General features: G+C 66.9%; 17 protein-coding genes. 10 read left to right on the top strand and 7 right to left on the bottom strand.

The genetic code is table 11. The features are described from left to right. Nucleotides 1-92 precede the first annotated feature (92 nt). Both ABB22_RS12295 and ABB22_RS12290 read left to right on the top strand, forming a co-directional pair. The gene (locus ABB22_RS12295; protein ID WP_057505260.1) at nucleotides 93-1,067 is read left to right on the top strand and encodes a hypothetical protein; all 975 of its coding nucleotides are present in this window, start codon (nucleotides 93-95) and stop codon (nucleotides 1,065-1,067) included. A gap of 81 nt (nucleotides 1,068-1,148) precedes the next feature. Then, the gene (locus tag ABB22_RS12290; protein WP_057505259.1) at nucleotides 1,149-2,408 is read left to right on the top strand and encodes an MBL fold metallo-hydrolase; all 1,260 of its coding nucleotides are present in this window, start codon (nucleotides 1,149-1,151) and stop codon (nucleotides 2,406-2,408) included. Nucleotides 2,409-2,635: 227 nt separating this feature from the next. Here the strand turns inward: ABB22_RS12290 and ABB22_RS12285 are convergent, their stop codons facing one another. From ABB22_RS12285 to ABB22_RS12275, 3 genes are all read right to left on the bottom strand, one after another. After that, nucleotides 2,636-4,723: a M13 family metallopeptidase gene (locus tag ABB22_RS12285; protein ID WP_055768138.1), complete on the bottom strand. Its 2,088-nt coding sequence runs from the start codon at nucleotides 4,721-4,723 to the stop codon at nucleotides 2,636-2,638. Nucleotides 4,724-4,852: 129 nt separating this feature from the next. After that, the gene (locus ABB22_RS12280; RefSeq protein ID WP_055768135.1) at nucleotides 4,853-5,332 is read right to left on the bottom strand and encodes a VOC family protein; all 480 of its coding nucleotides are present in this window, start codon (nucleotides 5,330-5,332) and stop codon (nucleotides 4,853-4,855) included. A gap of 140 nt (nucleotides 5,333-5,472) precedes the next feature. After that, nucleotides 5,473-6,693, bottom strand: coding sequence for an MFS transporter (locus tag ABB22_RS12275; RefSeq protein ID WP_055768132.1), 1,221 nt, complete (start codon nucleotides 6,691-6,693; stop codon nucleotides 5,473-5,475). Between the two features lie 72 nt (nucleotides 6,694-6,765). Between ABB22_RS12275 and ABB22_RS12270 the strand changes: the two genes are divergently transcribed. Further along, a complete protein-coding gene (locus tag ABB22_RS12270; RefSeq protein ID WP_055768534.1) occupies nucleotides 6,766-7,563 on the top strand; it encodes a helix-turn-helix domain-containing protein in 798 nt (265 codons plus the stop codon). 12 nt (nucleotides 7,564-7,575) lie between these two features. On the opposite strand, the gene ABB22_RS12265 is transcribed toward ABB22_RS12270, so the two are convergent. Then, nucleotides 7,576-7,947, bottom strand: coding sequence for a PilZ domain-containing protein (locus ABB22_RS12265; RefSeq protein WP_055768129.1), 372 nt, complete (start codon nucleotides 7,945-7,947; stop codon nucleotides 7,576-7,578). A gap of 229 nt (nucleotides 7,948-8,176) precedes the next feature. Between ABB22_RS12265 and ABB22_RS12260 the strand changes: the two genes are divergently transcribed. Next, complete coding sequence (locus ABB22_RS12260) at nucleotides 8,177-8,566, top strand: helix-turn-helix domain-containing protein (RefSeq protein ID WP_055768125.1); 390 nt, start codon at nucleotides 8,177-8,179, stop codon at nucleotides 8,564-8,566. Between the two features lie 77 nt (nucleotides 8,567-8,643). On the opposite strand, the gene gpmA is transcribed toward ABB22_RS12260, so the two are convergent. Next, entirely contained in the window at nucleotides 8,644-9,393 is a 750-nt protein-coding gene (gpmA, locus tag ABB22_RS12255) for a 2,3-diphosphoglycerate-dependent phosphoglycerate mutase (RefSeq protein ID WP_055768122.1), read from the bottom strand. Between the two features lie 108 nt (nucleotides 9,394-9,501). Between gpmA and nfi the strand changes: the two genes are divergently transcribed. The 4 genes from nfi to ABB22_RS12235 all read left to right on the top strand — a co-directional run bounded on the left by nfi (nucleotide 9,502) and on the right by ABB22_RS12235 (nucleotide 12,635). Then, entirely contained in the window at nucleotides 9,502-10,182 is a 681-nt protein-coding gene (gene nfi / locus ABB22_RS12250) for a deoxyribonuclease V (protein ID WP_055768119.1), read from the top strand. Between the two features lie 91 nt (nucleotides 10,183-10,273). Next, entirely contained in the window at nucleotides 10,274-11,134 is an 861-nt protein-coding gene (locus tag ABB22_RS12245; RefSeq protein WP_055768114.1) for a pirin family protein, read from the top strand. Between the two features lie 88 nt (nucleotides 11,135-11,222). Beyond that, the gene (aqpZ, locus tag ABB22_RS12240) at nucleotides 11,223-11,945 is read left to right on the top strand and encodes an aquaporin Z (RefSeq protein ID WP_082443569.1); all 723 of its coding nucleotides are present in this window, start codon (nucleotides 11,223-11,225) and stop codon (nucleotides 11,943-11,945) included. Between the two features lie 228 nt (nucleotides 11,946-12,173). Then, nucleotides 12,174-12,635: a hypothetical protein gene (locus ABB22_RS12235; protein ID WP_055768112.1), complete on the top strand. Its 462-nt coding sequence runs from the start codon at nucleotides 12,174-12,176 to the stop codon at nucleotides 12,633-12,635. A gap of 127 nt (nucleotides 12,636-12,762) precedes the next feature. Here ABB22_RS12235 and ABB22_RS12230 read toward each other — a convergent pair whose 3' ends face one another. Beyond that, nucleotides 12,763-13,614: a pirin family protein gene (locus ABB22_RS12230; protein WP_055768109.1), complete on the bottom strand. Its 852-nt coding sequence runs from the start codon at nucleotides 13,612-13,614 to the stop codon at nucleotides 12,763-12,765. 233 nt (nucleotides 13,615-13,847) lie between these two features. Here ABB22_RS12230 and ABB22_RS12225 point away from each other — a divergent pair, with 233 nt between their 5' ends. Then, entirely contained in the window at nucleotides 13,848-15,914 is a 2,067-nt protein-coding gene (locus ABB22_RS12225; RefSeq protein ID WP_055768106.1) for a carbon starvation CstA family protein, read from the top strand. Continuing rightward, nucleotides 15,914-16,138: a YbdD/YjiX family protein gene (locus ABB22_RS12220; RefSeq protein ID WP_054664081.1), complete on the top strand. Its 225-nt coding sequence runs from the start codon at nucleotides 15,914-15,916 to the stop codon at nucleotides 16,136-16,138. Before ABB22_RS12225 ends, ABB22_RS12220 begins: the two co-directional genes overlap by 1 nt. A gap of 324 nt (nucleotides 16,139-16,462) precedes the next feature. Here ABB22_RS12220 and ABB22_RS12215 read toward each other — a convergent pair whose 3' ends face one another. Beyond that, nucleotides 16,463-17,713 carry a DUF819 family protein gene (locus ABB22_RS12215; protein ID WP_055768103.1) on the bottom strand — a complete coding sequence of 417 codons (1,251 nt, stop codon included), beginning with the start codon at nucleotides 17,711-17,713 and terminating at the stop codon, nucleotides 16,463-16,465. Nucleotides 17,714-17,776 lie beyond the last annotated feature (63 nt).

Below are 17,776 nucleotides of genomic sequence, written 5' to 3'. Positions count from 1 at the left end.
ACGCCGGACGTACCGAGGGATAGTCTCAGCTTCTGAGAAAAGCATGTGATGTGATAGAAGCAGGCATCCTCATCATTTTCGAAGGAAGTGTCATGCCAGCTACGCATCAGTTGTCATCTGAGTTCATGCACGATCTGAAAAACGGGATACTCAGCCCCCTTCTGCAGGAAGTACGTGACGACGATACATTGCTGATGGGGCTGCGCGGCACCTACATCACGGTTTACTACCGGGGCGGCCAACTCCTCAAGGTCACGCGCGACAGCGACGGCTATTCGCTGACATTCGATTCAAAATACGACACCAACAGCGTTCTGGATGGCCGTCTTGCCCGCCACGGCTGTCAGGACATTTTGAAGCGCCGCATTCGCTCTATTGACGATACGGCCCAAGTGGTGAGCATTTTGAGTGAACTCAAGCGTCTGATGGATCGCCACCCACAGGTGAAGTCCGGCCTGGAACGCGAGTTCCAGCAGGTAACGGCCCGCATCAACAGCCGCAGCAAGTCATCCAACTCGTCGCATTACTTCATTACCGATATTGAGCACAAATACGATGATGCACGCTACGACATGCTTGGCGTTCGCTGGCGCCGCAATCTCGAGCACCGTGATCGCAAATGCCTAGTTCCCGTGTTGTTTGAAATGAAGTATGGACTTGATGCATTGGCCGGCACTTCAGGTGTAATCGGCCACCTGAAAAAAACACTGGACCACCTGACCAATGCCGCTTTCCTGACCGGGCTTCGTAAAAATATCGAAGCACAGTTTTCTCAACTCAGCCAGCTGGATCTTATCAAATATGAACGCGGCAAATCGACCGAAGAATTTCATACCGTGGTTGACCACATACAAATCGTGCTCGTTCTCGCCGAATACGTACCACATTCGGAAAAGCTAATGCCCATTCTGGATGAATGCGACAAGCGCATCGCCGAGTTCAACACTCCCGGCCTGCAAGTTGACCTGCGCTTTGCCAGTGCAAGCCTGTGCGGCTATGCGATGCATGAATGCACCATGTTGACGACAGAACAGGTACGTCTTCTGTTGGATACATGGAAAAGCTGATCAGCAATTGAGCAACCCTTGCTCTATAAATCTCGGGTGAATTCCCGAGACTCTCTATTTTCCAAAGGAAATTCCTAACGCATGAAAGCCTGCATCCGCCGCGGCAGCAAGCAGATTGGTGGTAGTTGCATAGAAGTGGAACAGAATGGCCTTCGCCTGCTTATCGACCTGGGCCTTCCACTGGACGCGACAGAGAACGTGGCGGAACTGATCCCTGCAGGTTTGAAATTAGACGGCAGCGACCAGTCCCTTCTTGGCATTCTGATATCGCATCCACACTTGGACCATTACGGGCTTCTCGCTCACGTTGATGGCTCCATCCCAGTCGGCCTTGGAGCTGCTGCGCGAAGGATACTGGCAGCCGCCATCCCGTTTCTACCGGGCACTTGGCCCGTGCCATCAGCCGGTTGGGAATACCAATCGGGGCAGCCCATCGAGATCGGGCCGTTCACCGTGACTCCGTATCTTGTTGACCACTCGGCATTCGATGCATATGCCCTGCTGATCGAAGGAGGTGGTGATCGGCTGTTCTATAGCGGGGACTTCCGTGGACATGGCCGCAAGGCGGCCTTGTTCGAACGGCTGATCGCGGCGCCTCCAAGCAACATCAACGCCCTGTTGGTCGAAGGCAGCTCACTGACACGACTGGCACTTGATGCCACTTTCCCTACCGAAGCCGAAATCGAAGCACAACTGGCCGACGAAATCGCGCAGACCAAGGGTCTGGCGCTCGTACACACTTCAGCACAAAACATTGATCGCATCGTGTCCATCTTCCGCGCGTCGAGGCGTTGCGGCCGGCAAGTGGTCATGGATCTCTACGCTGCCACAATTCTGGAAGCGACGGGAAACCTCAACATCCCGCAATCAGACTGGTCGGACGTGAAGCTGTATGTACCCCATCGACAGAGACTCCAGATCAAGCAAGGCAGCCTGTTCGAGCTACTCAAACGGCACTCGAAGCATCGGATTTTCATCGAGGATCTAGCCGAGATACCCATGAAATCGACTCTGCTCTTTCGCCCCCTGCATCAGCCGGATCTTGAGCGCGCCAAGTGCCTGAGTGGTGCGCGTTACATATATTCGCAATGGGAGGGATACTGGGATGGCGGCAGTTATGCGCAAGTTGCAGCATTCCTCGCGCGACATGACATCCCCAAGGTTTCGATTCATACCTCCGGTCATGCAAGTCCGGTTGACCTGAAACGCTTCGTTGCTGCAATCAATCCCGGCAAAGTCGTCCCGATTCACAGCTTCCGACCCGACCGATACACCGAGCTTTTTGAGTGTGTAGAACCTCAGCAAGATGGGCAATGGTGGCCGGTAAAAAGCGCGGGGTGAAAGCTTGGAAATCCCCATCACACCCGGCTCACTTGACACTGCTGATTAACCTATTGAGCGGGGATATCCCGTTTATCGAAGGATTTGCAACCTTGCAAACCATGCAAAAAGGAGCGCATTTTGCGCTCCTTTTTGCGTTCTTGGCGAACCGAATGGTCTTACCCAAGGCTTAACTGACTGGCATTAGGCAATGCCGGGCCTTTCATTACCGCATCACGTTGAGGCGGTCACCAGATGACCACGCGCTTGTCGTCGCCACGCACCATCGGGTCGCCGGCCTTGCACTGGAACGCGGCGGCATAGGCCGGCATGTTCGACGGCGTGCCGTTGGCGCGGAAGTTGGCCGGCGCGTGCGGATCGGTGTTCAGGCGCACGCGCAGTTCGCCCTCGGTGAAGTTGCGGCGCCACACCGTGGCCCAGTTCATGAAGAAGCGCTGGTCCTCGCTGTAGCCATCCACCGCCACGTTCTTCGACGGGTCTTCCTTGAGCGCCATCTGCAGCGCGTCGTAGGCCACGGTCAGGCCGCCGAGGTCGCCGATGTTCTCGCCCAGGGTCAGCTTGCCCTTCACGTTCACGCCCGGCAGCGCCTCATAGCCGTCGAACTGCGCGACCAGCTGGTCGGTGCGGCTGTTGAAGGCGCCGCGGTCGGCGTCGGTCCACCAGTTGTCGAAGTTGCCGTTGGCGGCGAACTGGCTGCCCGAGTCGTCGTAGCCGTGCATCATCTCGTGGCCGATCACCGCGCCGATGCCGCCGTAGTTCAGCGCCGGGTCGGCCTTGGCATCGAAGAACGGCGGCTGCAGGATCGCCGCCGGGAACACGATCTCGTTCTTGGTCGCGTTGTAGTAGGCGTTGACCGTCTGCGGGGTCATGCCCCACTCGGTCTTGTCCACCGGCTTGCCGATCTTGTCGAGCATGTAGCGGTAATTGAACGCGCGCGCGGCCTGCATGTTGCCCAGGTAGCTGTCGCCCTTGGTGGCCAGGCCCGACCAGTCGCGCCACTTGTCCGGGTAGCCGATCTTCGGGGTGAAGCTGGCCCACTTCTCCAGCGCCTTCTTCTTGGTTTCCTCGCCCATCCACGGCAGGGTTTCCAGGCGCGCCTTCAGCGCCACCGACAGGTTTTCCACCAGGTGCTGCATGGCCACCTTGGACTCGGCCGGGAACACCGCGTCCACGTACAGCTGGCCCAGCGCTTCGCCCATCGCGCCGTTCACCGACTCGAGCACGCGCTTCCAGCGCGGCTGCATTTCCTGCTGGCCGCGCAGGGTCTTGCTGAAGAAGTCGAAGCTGGCCTGTTCGAAGGCCATGCTCAGGTACGGCGCGGCGTTGTCCACGGTGTGGAAGCGCAGGTAGGCCTGCCAGGTCGCGGCCGGCACGTCGGCCAGCATCTTGTCCAGCTCGCCGAAGAAGCCCGGCTGCGCCAGCGAGAACTTGTCCTTGGCCGGGATCTGCAGCGTGTCGAACAGCGCGGTCCAGCTGAAATTCGGGGTCTGCCTGTCGGCATCGGCGGCGCTGACCGGGTTGTAGCGCTTGGCGGGGTCGCGCAGCTCGATGCGCGACAGCGAGGCCTTGGCCAGGCGGGTTTCGAATTCCATCACCGCCTTGGCCTGCTCCTTGGCCTGTGCGGCGTCCACCCCGGACAGGGCCAGCATCTGCTCGATGTAGGCCACGTAGGCCTCGCGGATCTTGGCCTGCGATTCGTCGAAGTAGTAGCCCTTCTCCGGCAGGCCCAGGCCGCCCTGGCCGACGTAGGCGATGACGTTGGCCGAATCCTTGAAGTCCGGGCTGGCATACAGCGAGAACAGGAAGCCCTGGCCCTGCGCATAGGCCTGGCGCAGGTAGCCGGCGATGGCGGCGCCGTCGTTGAGTGCGGCGATCCTGTCCAGTTCCGGCTGCAGCGGCTTGATGCCGGCCGCTTCGATCGCAGCCTCGTCCGAGCCGGTCTTCCAGATATCGCCGATCTGCGCTTCCACCGAGCCGGCCTTGGCGTTGGCTGTGGCGGCCTGCTCGACCAGCGCGTGCTGCACTTCCAGCGAGCGCTCGCGCAGGATCTCGAAGCTGCCCCAGGTCACCTGGTCGCCCGGCACCGGGTTGGCCTTGAGCCACTTGCCGTTGACGAAGCCGTTGAGGTCGGTACAGGCCGACACGGCCGGGTCCAGGTCGGCTGCACTGAATGTCACCGACGGCGTCTTGATCCGCGACAGGTCGAAGGCCGGCTTCGCCGCTTCGGCGGCCGGGGCTTCGGTCTTGCCGCAGGCGGCCAGCGAGGCGGCGATGGCGACGGTCAGGGACAACGGGACGAGCTTGGAAAGGGTCATGCGGATCTCCGGCCTTGCAGGGAATGCCGCGCCTGCGCGCGGCCAATCTCCGAGCGTAGGCGATGGCGCTCCGCTGCGGATAGGCCGAAGGTCATGCCCGCGGCGAAAGCCGCCGCGCGACGCGCGGCTTCAGCCGCGGCGCGCCGCCTCGATCGCGGCGATGTCGATCCTGCGCATTCCCATCATCGCCTCGAACGCGCGCTTGGCCGCGGCCGGATCGGGGTCGGCGATGGCCGCGGTCAGCGCGCGCGGCGTGATCTGCCACGACAATCCCCACTTGTCGCGGCACCAGCCGCAGGCGCTTTCCTCGCCGCCGTTGCCGACGATCGCGTCCCACAGCCGGTCGGTCTCGGCCTGGTCGTCGGTCGCGACCTGGAACGAGAACGCCTCGCTGTGCCTGAACGCCGGGCCGCCATTCAGGCCCAGGCACGGAATGCCGAGCACCGTGAATTCGACTGTCAGCACATCGCCCTGCTTGCCCGCGGGATAGTCGCCGGGCGCGCGGTGGACGGCCACCACCCTGCTGTCGGAAAACGTCTCGGCATAGAAGGTGGCCGCTTCCAGCGCGGCACCGTCGTACCACAGGCAGATCGTGTTCTTGGGGATCATCGCGGTTTCCTCGCTCACGGAAGAAAAACCGGCGCGGACGGACACACCATGGCGCCGGAACGCGGGATCGTAGCGCAGCGTCCGCGCGCCACCGTCACTCCGCGTGCATGCCGCGGCCCACGGAAGGCCGCGTGGCGCAGTCAGCGTTGCAGCGCGCGCGGGCCCGGCAGCAGTGCCGCCACCATGCCCAGCAAGGGCAGGAACGAGATCGCCTTGTAGACCCACACGATGCTGGTGTGGTCGGCCAGCACGCCCAGCACCGCCGCGCCCAGCCCGCCCATGCCGAAGGCGAAGCCGAAGAACAGGCCCGACACGGTGCCGATGCGGTGCGGCATCAGTTCCTGCGCGTAAACCAGGATGGCCGAGAACGCCGAGGACAGGACGAAGCCGATGACCAGGGTCAGCACCGTGGTCCATTCCAGGTTGGCGTAGGGCAGGACCAGCGCGAACGGCGCCACGCCCAGGATCGAGGCCCAGATCACCGGCTTGCGGCCGATGCGGTCGCCCACCGGCCCGCCGATCAGGGTGCCGGCCGCCGAGGCCAGCAGGAAGCCGAACAGGTGCAGCTGCGCGCTCTGCACCGACACTCCGAACTTCTGCATCAGGTAGAACGTGTAGTAGCTGCTCAGGCCGGCGATGTAGAAGTACTTGCTGAAGATCAGCACCAGCAGCACCGCGATCACCCAGGCCACGGTGCGCGACGGCAGCCGCGCCTCGCCGGCGGCCGCGCGCGGCTTCGGGCTGGCGGCGACGGCCAGCAGATGCTGCTGGTACCAGCGCCCCACGTAACACAGCAGGCCGATGCCCAGCAGCGCCGCGCAGCCGAACCAGGCCACGCTGCGCTGGCCGTTGGGCACGATCACCGCCGCCGCCAGCAGCGGGCCGATGGCGGTGCCGGCGTTGCCGCCCAGCTGGAAAATGGACTGCGACAGGCCGTGGCGCCCGCCCGAGGCCAGGCGCGCGATGCGCGAGGATTCGGGATGGAAAATGGCCGAACCGATGCCGACCAGCATCGCCGCCGCCAGCACCGTGGCGAAGTTCGGCGCGTAGGCCAGCAGCAGCAGGCCGCACAGGGTCGAGGCCATGCCCATCGGCAGCGAATACGGCGCCGGGCGGCGGTCGGTGCGCAGGCCGATCAGCGGCTGGAACAGCGAGGCGGTGAGCTGGTAGGTCAGGGTGATCAGGCCGACCTGGGCGAAGCTCAGGTGGAACTGGCCCTTGAAGATCGGATACAGCGCCAGGATCAGCGACTGCATCATGTCGTTGACCAGGTGCGAACCGCTGATCGCAGCCAGCACGCCCACCGCTACCGGGCGGCGCGTGGTCGTGGGGGAGGCGGCAACGGGGGCGGCTGCGGACATGGCGGCACCAGGCAGTGGGGAGCGGCGCGCATGGTAGAGTCGCCAGCCACGCCCTTCCTGCGCGATATGGTCATGTACCCTCTCGAAAAGGACATTGGCGACCGCCGGGGGCAGCGCCTGCCGTTGCCCGTCGGCCCGGAGACGGCGGTGTACTGCAAGGCCCGCGACTACGCCCCCGGCACGCTCATTCCGCTGCACCACCATCCCGACCGCCACCAGCTGGTGTATGCCGAGAGCGGCGCGCTGGTCGTGCGCGCCGGCATGGGCCGCTGGGTGGTGCCCAGCACGCGCGCGATCTGGATTCCCGCCGGCACCGGCCATGTGGTGCACTGCATCGGCCTGGTGCGCATGCGCAGCCTCTATGTCGCGCCGGCCGCCATGCCGCAGGCGCCGGCCGGCGCCTCGGCGGTATCGGTCACGCCGCTGCTGGCCGCGCTGATCCGCGCCGCCGCCGGCGTCGCGCAACCGTACGTCGAGGACTCGCGCGACGGCCGCCTGATGCGCCTGGTCCTGGACGAAATGCAGACCCTGCCGGCGCTGCCGCTGCACCTGCCCGAACCGGCCGACCCGCGCCTGCGCGCGATCGGCCGGCGGCTGGAACGGCAGCCGGACGACGCCTCCACCCTGCAGGACTGGGCCGCGCGCCTGCAGGTGGACGTGAAGACGATCCAGCGCCTGTGTGCGCGCGAACTGGGCATGACCTTCGGCCAGTGGCGGCAGCAGGCGCGGCTGCTGCGCGCGCTGGAACGGCTGGCGGTCGGCGAGAAGGTCATCGACGTGGCGCTGGCGCTGGGCTACGAAAGCCCCAGCGCGTTCGCCACCATGTTCAAGCGCCGCTTCGGACTGACGCCGAGCCGCTTCTTCCGCTGAGCGCCCGGCCGGTCAGCCGTGCCGCACCAGCGCACCGAGCTCGCGTTCCAGCAGGGCCGGATCGGCGGCATTGAGTTCGATCACGCGGCGCAGCGCGGTGATGCTGTCCAGGTCGATCTCATCGCAGCGCAGGCCGACGTTGCATCCTTCCACATGCACCACGGTGGCCTGCATGCGGATCGGCAGGTCTTCGGACAGATCGACCTGCAGCTGGCAGCACTCGTCCAGCCGGCAGTCGTCGCCGGCGCCCACCTCGAACAGCGCGCCCTTCAGCGACACATCGTGTACCTGCCCCGCATGGACGCGGCCGTCGGCGCGGACCAGGCGGGCCGGTGAATGGAAGGGGGCACGCCAGAAATGGCGTCGCTCCGTGGACGTGTTCATGCGGTTTCCCTGTGCGTTGGATGGAAAAACCGGCCGCGCCGCCGCCGTGGCCGAAGCATAGCCCGGCCGGCGGGCACCGGCGCGGCGGCCGGCCGAGCGTCCGGCAAGACCTTGATCGGCAAGGCCTGTCGTGAATCTGGCGTGTCGCTGTCGTGGTCCGGGGCGGGCCGTCGCGGCAGCGTGCCGGCTCCCTTACCATCGCGGAGCGGTCACAGTGGACGAGAAAACGATGAAGATCGACGCCAACCGGATCAGGACATTGCGCGAGGCGCGCGGCTGGTCGCAGGAACACCTGGCGGACGTGGCCGGGCTCAGCCCGCGCACCGTGCAGCGGCTGGAGGCCGAAGGCAAGGCCTCGCATGAGTCGCGGATGGCGGTGGCCGCCGCGCTGGGTATCGAACCGGGGCAACTGGCCGGTCGCGAAGCCGCGCCGGCGCGGCCCGCTTCCGGCATCGGAGCGGCCGACCGCATCAAGATCACCCTGTGGATCGTGAGCATCGTGCTGGCGGTGATCATGTTCCAGCTGGTCGCAGGCTACGTCCTCGGCAAGAACGCGGGCCTGCGCGACAACCGGATCAACGAAGCCTGCAAGGCCGAACCGGCCAGCTGCCGCCGCTGACCCCGCCCTGTCAGTCGATCCACAAACGAAAACACCCGGCCCAAGCCGGGTGTTTCGATGCGTCGGGCAGGCCGGCGTTACTTCGCCTTGCCCTGGTTGGCCACGGCCTCGGCCGCCTTCTTCGCCGCTTCCGGATCGCCGAGGTAGCGGAACGACTGCACGCTCAGGTCATCGTTCAATTCGAACAGCAGCGGGATGCCGGTGGGGATGTTGAGCTCGAGGATTTCCTCGCGCGAGACATGGTTGAGGTACTTGTACAGCGCGCGCAGCGAGTTGCCGTGGGCGGTGACCAGCACGGTCCTGCCATCCTTCAGCTGCGGGGCGATCGCGTCGTGCCAGTACGGCAGCACGCGGTCCAGGGTGGTGGCCAGCGACTCGGTGCCCGGCAGCGCGTTGCGGTCCAGGCCGGCGTAGCGGCGGTCGTGGATCGGGTGGCCCGGGTCTTCCAGGTCCATCGGCGGCGGCGGGATGTCGTAGGAACGGCGCCATACCTTGACCTGCTCCTCGCCGTGTTTGGCGGCGGTCTCGGCCTTGTCCAGGCCCTGCAGGCCGCCGTAATGGCGCTCGTTGAGCCGCCAGGACTTGTTCACCGGCAGCCAGTCCTGGCCCAGTTCGGCCAGCGCGCCCTGCAGGGTGTGGATGGCGCGCTTGAGCACCGAGGTGTGGGCGACATCGAACTGCAGCCCTTCTTCCTTCATCAGCCGGCCGGCGGCGGCGGCTTCGCGGCGGCCCTGCTCGGTCAGCTCCACGTCCACCCAGCCGGTGAAGCGGTTGTCGAGGTTCCACTGGCTCTGGCCATGGCGCAACAGCACGAGTTTGCGGGTCACTGCGAAAGTCTCCGGGTCGGGGGAAAGGGAACCGGTCGATTGTAGCCGCTTCCCTTCGCGCCTCCGCCTGCACTGCGCGGCCACCGCGGAAGTGGCAGGCTTGGACGCATGCGCTTCCTGCCTCCCGCCGACATCGCCCCCGCCACCCTGGCCGGGCTGCGCCGCCAACAGGTCGAACTGGCCGCGCGCGTGGAACTGGACGACCGCCTGGCCGCCCTGCCGGCACGCGTGGCCGGCGTGGACAGCGGCTTCGAGGACGAGGGCCGCATCACCCGCTCGGTGGCGGTGCGCGTGGATGGCTTCAGCCTGCAGCCGGTCGAATCGACCCTGGCGCGCCTGCCCACCGCCCTGCCCTACATCCCCGGCCTGCTCAGTTTCCGCGAACTGCCGGCGGTGCTGCAGGCGCTGCGGCAACTGCGGGAGGAGCCGCAGCTGGTGCTGGTCGACGGCCACGGCATCGCCCATCCGCGCGGGCTGGGCATCGCCGCACACCTGGGCGTGCTGACCGGGCTGCCCAGCATCGGCGTGGGCAAGAGCCGCCTGGTCGGCGACTACGCCGAACCGGGACCGGAGCGCGGCGACCACGCGCCGCTGTTCCACAAGGGCCGCCAGGTCGGCTGGGTGCTGCGCAGCAAGCCGCGCTGCAATCCACTGTTCATCTCGCCGGGCAACCACGTCTCGGTGCAGGCCTGCCTGCCGCTGGTGCTGGCCTGCCTCACCCACTACCGCCTGCCCGAACCCACGCGCCTGGCCGACCGCATCGCCTCGCGCCGCGACGGCGGCGCCTGATCCATCGCGGCAACAGTCCGTTACGGCCGGACCGCCGGCACGGGCGTGCGGCGCATGCCATCCTGCCCATCCCCGCAAAGGAGCCCGCGCCATGACCACGATCATCAGCCCCCGCGTCCACGACCTCGGTGGTTTCCAGGTGCGCCGCGCCGTGCCGACGCTGCAGGCGCGCAGCGTCGGGCCGTTCGTGTTCGTCGACCACATGGGCCCGGCGGTGTTCGCGCCCGGCCAGGGCATCGACGTGCGCCCGCATCCGCATATCGGCCTGGCGACGGTCACCTTCCTGTGGTCCGGCGCCATCGGCCACCGCGACACGCTCGGCTCGGAACAGGTCATCCGCCCCGGCGACGTCAACTGGATGACCGCCGGCCGCGGCATCGCCCATTCCGAACGCACGCCGCCGCCCGAGCGCGAGCACGATCATCCGCTGCACGGCATGCAGACCTGGGTGGCGCTGCCGAAGGAATACGAGGAAACCGCGCCGGAATTCCATCACTTCGGCGCGGCCCAGCTGCCGCAGCAGCGTCGCGACGGCGCCTGGCTGCGGGTGATCGCCGGCCGCGCCTATGGCGAGGAATCGCCGGTACGGGTATTCGCCGACACGCTCAACGTCGCCATCGACCTGGAGCCAGGCGCCGAGATCGACCTGGATACCTCGCACGTAGAGCGCGCGCTCTACGTGCTGGAAGGCGATGCGCAGCTCGACGGCGTGGACATCCCGGTGCAGCACCTGGTGATTCCGGAGCCGGGCGCGCGCGGGCGCCTGCGCGCCAAGACCCCGCTCAAGGCGATGCTGATGGGCGGCGAGCCGCTCGACGGCCCGCGCCACCTGTGGTGGAACTTCGTCTCCAGTTCGAAGGAGCGCATCGAGCAGGCCAAGGACGACTGGCGCGACGGCCGCTTCGGCACCATCCCCGGCGACGACAAGGAATTCATCCCGCTGCCGGGCTGAGGCGCCGGTTAACGTTTTCGATACGCCGCCATCACGGTTCTTGGTTATTTTTCCTGCGCCCACTCCGGGCCACTGCGGGGAATAGACGATGAGCATGGGGAAGCGACTGGCGGCCGAGTTCCTCGGCACCTTCTGGCTGGTGTTGGGCGGCTGCGGCAGCGCCGTGCTGGCGGCCAAGTTCGGCGGTGACGGCAATCCACTGGGCATCGGCTTCGTCGGTGTCGCGCTGGCGTTCGGCCTGACCGTGCTGACCGGCGCCTATGCGTTCGGGCACGTCTCCGGTGCGCACTTCAACCCGGCGGTCAGCCTCGGCCTGTGGGCCGGCGGCCGCTTCGCCGGCAAGGACCTGGTGCCTTACATCGTCGCCCAGGTGCTGGGCGGCACCCTCGCCGCCTTCATCCTGCTGCATATCGCGCAGGGCCAGCCCGGTTTCGCCATCGACGGCAGCCAGGCCGGCGCCTTCGCCAGCAACGGCTACGGCGCGCTGTCGCCGGGCGGCTACAGCGTGGCCGCCGCCTTCCTGTGCGAAGTGGTGATGACCGCGATGTTCCTGGTGGTGATCATGGGCTCCACCCACGGCAAGGCACCGGCCGGCTTCGCTCCGATCGCGATCGGCCTGGCGCTGACCCTGATCCACCTGATCAGCATCCCGGTCACCAACACCTCGGTGAACCCGGCGCGCTCCACCGCGGTGGCGCTGTTCGCCGGCCCCGGTGCGATGGGCCAGCTGTGGCTGTTCTGGGTGGCGCCGTTCCTGGGCGCGCTGATCGGCGGCCTGGCCTACAAGTGGATCGGCAGCGACCAGCGCTGACGCTCCCCCGCAGCATGCACCCGCGACGGCCCCCACCCGGGGGCCGTCGCGTCTGCGCCGCCGGCGGTTTGCCGCCACCGGCGTTTTTGTAATACCGTGGAAACACAGCTGGCGCGCAACGGGGACGCGTGCATCGGGCAGGGGCAACAACGCCCGCAGGTGGGTTGGTTACAGACAGACATCACGACAGCCGTCGCGCCCAACGTGGCCGGCGTTCCGGGGGAATGCATGCTGAAACACATCCGTATCATCGCCTGCGCGCTGCTGCTGGCCGGCAGTGCCGGCGCATCCGCGCAGCAGGCCACGCAATGCCCGCTGCTGCCGTCCAGCAGCGGCCTGCAGTGGCAGGAGCAGGCGCAGAGCGACTTCATCGTCTGCAAGGCCACCACCGGCGACGGCCGTACCGTCCTGAACGTGATGCTGACCGCGCGCGACCCGGCCCTGACCCTGAGCCGCGCCCTGCGCGCCGAGAAAGGCAGCTTCGCCGGCGAGAGCCTGTACTGGTACAAGCCGGACATGGGCGGACGCGAACTGCCCGGGCTGGACGCGCGGCGCATCACCACCGTCAAGCTGGCCAGGAACCGCTACGCGCAGATCTGGATCGACGCCGACGACGTCAACGAACTGGCCGCGCTGCAGCAGTTGACCGGCAACCTGGACGACGCCACGGCCAACTTCGCCGGCAAGTAAGACCTGCCGTCGCTTCCGCCAAGGCGCAGGCCAGGATGGCCGGCGCGCCGCCCTGCAGCGCCGGGCCATGCCCGGCGTGGCATTGTCCCGCTCCATGGAGCCCGCGCCGCGACCTGCGCCGAGCGAATCAGAAGCGCCCTTCCTGGTAGTCGACGAAGGCCTGCATCAATTGCTCGCGGGTATTCATCACGAACGGCCCGTGGCGCGCCACCGGCTCGCGCAGCGGACGCCCCGCCACCACGATCAGGCGCGCGCCTTCCGCGCCGGCCTGCAGGCGCAGCCCGCGGCCGCCGCCCAGCACCGCCAGTTCATGCCGCGCCACTGCGCGCGCGGACTCGCCGTCGCCCAGCGTCAGCCCGCCCTCGAACACGTAGGCGAAGGCGTTGTGCCCATCCGGCAGCTCGTACGACCACACGCGCCCCGGCGCCAGCGCCACGTCCAGGTACAGCGGGTCGGTGGCCGGCTGCACGATCGGGCCGTGGACCTCGCCCACCTGACCTGCGATCACCTTGACGGTGACGCCTTCGGCCGGTGCCACCTGCGGGATGTGGTCCGGGGCGAATTCCTGGTACTTCGGCTCGGTCATCTTGTCGCGCGCCGGCAGGTTCACCCACAACTGGAAACCGCGCATGCGCCCGGATTCCTGCTCGGGCATCTCCGAATGCACCAGACCGCGGCCGGCGGTCATCCATTGCACGCTGCCCGGCGTGAGCAGGCCTTCGTTGCCATGGTTGTCGCGGTGGCGCATGCGCCCGTCGAGCATGTAGGTGACGGTCTCGAAACCGCGATGCGGATGCTCCGGAAAACCGGCGATATAGTCCTCGGCGCGGTCGGTGCCGAATTCGTCGAGCATAAGGAACGGGTCGAGGTCCGGCAGCGCCGGCGTGCCGATCACCCGGGTCAGGCGCACGCCGGCGCCATCGGAAGTGGGCATGCCGCGGATGGTACGCAGCACGCGCGCGAGGTTCTGGTCGCTCATGGTCAAGCCTCCCTTGCAATGTCCGGACAATGGGCGCCGCGCGCCGCCGCGCCAATCGCCACCGCCGCAACCGATCGTTCCAGCTCCGGCGTCAGCGGCGCGTCGTCGCGCCCGGCCATGCGCCGTCGCGGCACCGGCCTAAGACCAAAGTCGCACGCTTCCAGGCCGCCGGAGCGTTGACCCCCGGCCGCCGCGGGAGGACTCTTGCAACGGTCTTCCCGCGAGGTGACTCGATGAAAGGTTTCTCCAAGGCCGGATGGGCGCTGCTGTCCCTGATCGGCGCGCTCTGCCTGGGTGTCGTGGCGCTGCGCCGCGGCGAACACATCAACGCATTGTGGATCGTGGCCGCGGCGGTCTCGCTGTACCTGGTCGCGTTCCGCTACTACGGGCTGTTCATCGCCAACAAGGTGCTGGGCGTGGACCCGACCCGCGCCACCCCGGCGGTGATCCACAACGACGGCCTGGACTACGTGCCGACCAACAAGCACGTGCTGTTCGGCCACCACTTCGCGGCGATCGCCGGCGCCGGCCCGCTGGTGGGCCCGGTGCTGGCCGCGCAGATGGGCTACCTGCCCGGCACGCTGTGGCTGATCGCCGGCGTGGTGCTGGCCGGCGCGGTGCAGGATTTCATGATCCTGTTCATCTCCAGCCGCCGCAACGGCCGCTCGCTCGGCGACCTGGTGCGCGAGGAAATGGGCCCGGTGCCCGGCACCATCGCCCTGTTCGGCGTGTTCATGATCATGATCATCATCCTCGCGGTGCTGGCGATGATCGTGGTGAAGGCACTGGAAGGCAGCCCCTGGGGCATGTTCACCGTGATCGCGACGATGCCCATCGCCATTCTGATGGGCCTGTACATGCGCTACATCCGCCCCGGGAAGATCGGCGAGATCTCCATCGTCGGCCTGGTCCTGCTGCTGGCGGCGATCTGGTACGGCGGCAAGGTTGCCGCCGACCCGGTGCTGGGACCGATGTTCACCTTCACCGGCGTGCAGATCACCTGGATGCTGATCGGCTACGGTTTCGTCGCCGCGGTGCTGCCGGTGTGGCTGCTGCTGGCGCCGCGCGACTACCTGTCCACCTTCCTCAAGATCGGCACGATCGTCGGCCTGGCGATCGGCATCCTGATCGTGATGCCGGAACTGAAGATGCCGGCGCTGACCCAGTTCACCGACGGCAGCGGCCCGGTGTGGAAGGGCGGCATGTTCCCGTTCCTGTTCATCACCATCGCCTGCGGCGCGGTGTCCGGCTTCCATGCGCTGATTTCCTCCGGCACTACGCCCAAGCTGCTGGCCAATGAAGGCCATGCCGCCTACATCGGCTATGGCGGCATGCTGATGGAATCGTTCGTGGCGATCATGGCGATGGTCGCGGCCTCGATCATCGAGCCGGGCATCTACTTCGCCATGAACAGCCCGGCGGCAGTGATCGGCACCGACGTGGCCAACGCCGCGCAGGTGGTCAGCAACTGGGGCTTCACCATCTCGCCCGAGCAGTTGACCGCCACCGCCGCCGAGATCGGCGAGCACTCCATCCTCTCGCGCGCCGGCGGCGCGCCGACGCTGGCGGTGGGCATCGCGCAGATCCTGCACGCGGTGCTGCCGGGCGAGAACATGATGGCGTTCTGGTACCACTTCGCCATCCTGTTCGAGGCGCTGTTCATCCTCACCGCGGTGGATGCCGGCACCCGCTCCGGCCGCTTCATGCTGCAGGACCTGCTCGGAAACTTCGTACCGGCGCTGCGCCGCACCGATTCGTGGGTGGCCAGTTTCATCGCCACCGGCGGCTGCGTCGCGCTGTGGGGCTATTTCCTGTACCAGGGCGTCACCGATCCGCTGGGCGGCATCAACATGCTGTGGCCGCTGTTCGGCATCGCCAACCAGATGCTGGCCGGCGTCGCCCTGCTGCTGTGCACGGTGGTGCTGTTCAAGGCCAAGAAGGAGAAGTACGTCTGGGTGCCGATCATCCCGGCGATCTGGCTGCTGGTGTGCACCACCGCCGCCGGCTTCATCAAGATCTTCTCCAGCGAACCGGCGGTGGGCTTCATCGCCCAGGCGCACAAGTACCGCGACGCCATCGCCGCCGGCAACCTGCTGCCGCCGTCCAAGGACTTCGGGCAGATGCAGCAGGTGATGGTCAACAACTACATCAACGCCGGGCTCACCGCGCTGTTCCTGTTCGTGGTGTTCGCGGTGCTGGTGTATTCGGTCAAGACGATAGTCGCTGCCCGCCGCTCGCCGGTGCGCACCGACCACGAAACGCCGTACGTGGCGCTCAAGCCGCACGAGGTGGACCTGTAATGGGCACCGCCCTGGTCCCGGCCGGGCAGCACCAGGCGTTCCGCCGCACCTGGCGGCGCCTGGTGCAGACCGCGCGCCTGTGCTGCGGCGTGCCGGACTACGACAACTACGTGCGGCACATGCGCGAGAAGCACCCCGAGCGCGAGGTCATGGACTACAAGACCTTCTTCCGCGAACGCCAGGAGGCGCGCTTCGGTGGCGGCAAGGGATTCCGCTGCTGTTGAGCGCCGGCGCGATGCAGGAACGAAGAAGGCCACCGGGAGGTGGCCTTCTTCGTTTCCAGCAGGCGATGCCGATGGTCCCTGTAATGCCGGGTAACGCCCGGCGGGAACGTTTCCGGGAAGGCGCCAGCGGGGCGTTGCCCCGCTCTACAAGGCCGCTGGGTTCTGTGGCGCCGGGCAACGCCCGGCATGGCTTGCCCGGGAAGGCACCAGCGGGGCGGTGCCCCGCTCTGCAAGGCCGCCGGGTTCTGTAGCGCCGGGCAACGCCCGGCGTGGCTTACCCGGGAAGGCCCCAGCGGGGCGGTGCCCAGCTCTACACCCGCCGCCTCAACCGCCGGCCATCGCCCGCAGGGTGATGCCGACCACATAGGCCGCGCCGGTACCCACCGCGTAGCCCAGCGTGCCCAGCAGCACGCCCACCGGCGCCAGCGCCGGATGGAAGGCCGAGGCCAGCACCGGTGCCGAGGCCGGGCCGCCGATGTTGCTCTGCGAGGCGATGGCGAAATAGAAGAACGGCACCCGCAGCAGCTTGCCGGCCAGCCACAGCAGCACGATGTGCACGCCGATCCACAGCACGCCCAGCCCGAACAGCCACGGCTTCTCCAGCAGCGCCAGCAGGTCCATCTGCATGCCGATGCAGGCGATCAGGAAGTACAGGAACATCGAGCCCCACTTCGAGGCGCCCACGCCCTCCAGTTCGCGCGCGCGGGTGAAGCTCAGCCCCAGGCCGATGAAGGTCGCCAGCAGCACCACCCACACGAACGGCTTGTCCAGGCTCACCGACGAGGACCAGCCGACATGGGCGGCGAACCAGTCGGCCAGCGGTGCGGCCACCGCGTGCGAGATCGCCACCGCGCCGAACGCCACGCCGATCATCACCATCAGGTCGCCCAGCGCCGGGATGCGCGCATGCTGCGCCTGGTAGCTGGCGACGCGGTCGCGCAGGTCGTCCAGGGCGGTCGTATCCGCACCGCTGCGCTTGTCCATCGCCGGGGCGCGCGAGGCGAAGAAGATCAGCACCGCCATCCACACGTAGCCGACGCCGACGTCCACCACCGCGAACTGGCCGAAAGTGGTCGCATCGACCTCGAAGATCTCCTTCATCGCCAGCATGTTGGCGCCGCCGCCGATCCAGCTGCCGGCCAGCGCGGCCATGCCGCCCCAGGTGCCGCCGGCCACCGTCTCCGGATGGATGAAACCCATCAGCCAGAACGCCACCACCGCGCCGAACATGATGCTCACCACCGCCGCCACGTACATGGCCAGCATCTTCCAGCCCAGGCCGAGAATGCCCTTCAGGTCGATGGACAGGGTCAGCAGCACCAGCGCCGCCGGCAGGAACACGTCGCGCGCGATCGGGTTGTACAGGCGGGTGTTCTCGCCGTCGATCAGGCCGAAGGTGTTGTAGACCCCGGGGATGAAATAGCACAGCAGCAGCGCCGGCACGAAGCTGTAGAACTTCTTCAGCCATGGCAGGTTGCTGCTGGAGGTCCAGAAAATGGCACCCAGCGTGGCTGCGATCAGCCCGAAGACGATGATGTCGTTGTTGATGATTGCGCCGGCCGCTGCGATCGCCATCCGCTCTTCTCCCCTTCAAATCCGTGGAAGCGCCGACCTGTTGCGGACAGCGCCAATGGAAAG

The organism is Stenotrophomonas nitritireducens, from assembly GCF_001431425.1.
Classification (GTDB): domain Bacteria; phylum Pseudomonadota; class Gammaproteobacteria; order Xanthomonadales; family Xanthomonadaceae; genus Stenotrophomonas; species Stenotrophomonas nitritireducens.
Note: the sequence above shows the minus strand (reverse complement) of the source record. Positions and strands in the feature narration are given on the sequence as shown.

What these genes read in the sequence shown, in the direction of transcription:
- ABB22_RS12295 (WP_057505260.1), top strand. Translation starts at nt 93, where the DNA reads ATGCCAGCTACGCATCAGTTGTCATCTGAGTTCATGCACGATCTGAAA.
- ABB22_RS12290 (WP_057505259.1), top strand. Translation starts at nt 1,149, where the DNA reads ATGAAAGCCTGCATCCGCCGCGGCAGCAAGCAGATTGGTGGTAGTTGC.
- ABB22_RS12285 (WP_055768138.1), bottom strand. Translation starts at nt 4,723, where the DNA reads ATGACCCTTTCCAAGCTCGTCCCGTTGTCCCTGACCGTCGCCATCGCC.
- ABB22_RS12280 (WP_055768135.1), bottom strand. Translation starts at nt 5,332, where the DNA reads ATGATCCCCAAGAACACGATCTGCCTGTGGTACGACGGTGCCGCGCTG.
- ABB22_RS12275 (WP_055768132.1), bottom strand. Translation starts at nt 6,693, where the DNA reads ATGTCCGCAGCCGCCCCCGTTGCCGCCTCCCCCACGACCACGCGCCGC.
- ABB22_RS12270 (WP_055768534.1), top strand. Translation starts at nt 6,766, where the DNA reads ATGTACCCTCTCGAAAAGGACATTGGCGACCGCCGGGGGCAGCGCCTG.
- ABB22_RS12265 (WP_055768129.1), bottom strand. Translation starts at nt 7,947, where the DNA reads ATGAACACGTCCACGGAGCGACGCCATTTCTGGCGTGCCCCCTTCCAT.
- ABB22_RS12260 (WP_055768125.1), top strand. Translation starts at nt 8,177, where the DNA reads ATGAAGATCGACGCCAACCGGATCAGGACATTGCGCGAGGCGCGCGGC.
- nfi (WP_055768119.1), top strand. Translation starts at nt 9,502, where the DNA reads ATGCGCTTCCTGCCTCCCGCCGACATCGCCCCCGCCACCCTGGCCGGG.
- ABB22_RS12245 (WP_055768114.1), top strand. Translation starts at nt 10,274, where the DNA reads ATGACCACGATCATCAGCCCCCGCGTCCACGACCTCGGTGGTTTCCAG.
- aqpZ (WP_082443569.1), top strand. Translation starts at nt 11,223, where the DNA reads ATGAGCATGGGGAAGCGACTGGCGGCCGAGTTCCTCGGCACCTTCTGG.
- ABB22_RS12235 (WP_055768112.1), top strand. Translation starts at nt 12,174, where the DNA reads ATGCTGAAACACATCCGTATCATCGCCTGCGCGCTGCTGCTGGCCGGC.
- ABB22_RS12230 (WP_055768109.1), bottom strand. Translation starts at nt 13,614, where the DNA reads ATGAGCGACCAGAACCTCGCGCGCGTGCTGCGTACCATCCGCGGCATG.
- ABB22_RS12225 (WP_055768106.1), top strand. Translation starts at nt 13,848, where the DNA reads ATGAAAGGTTTCTCCAAGGCCGGATGGGCGCTGCTGTCCCTGATCGGC.
- ABB22_RS12220 (WP_054664081.1), top strand. Translation starts at nt 15,914, where the DNA reads ATGGGCACCGCCCTGGTCCCGGCCGGGCAGCACCAGGCGTTCCGCCGC.
- ABB22_RS12215 (WP_055768103.1), bottom strand. Translation starts at nt 17,713, where the DNA reads ATGGCGATCGCAGCGGCCGGCGCAATCATCAACAACGACATCATCGTC.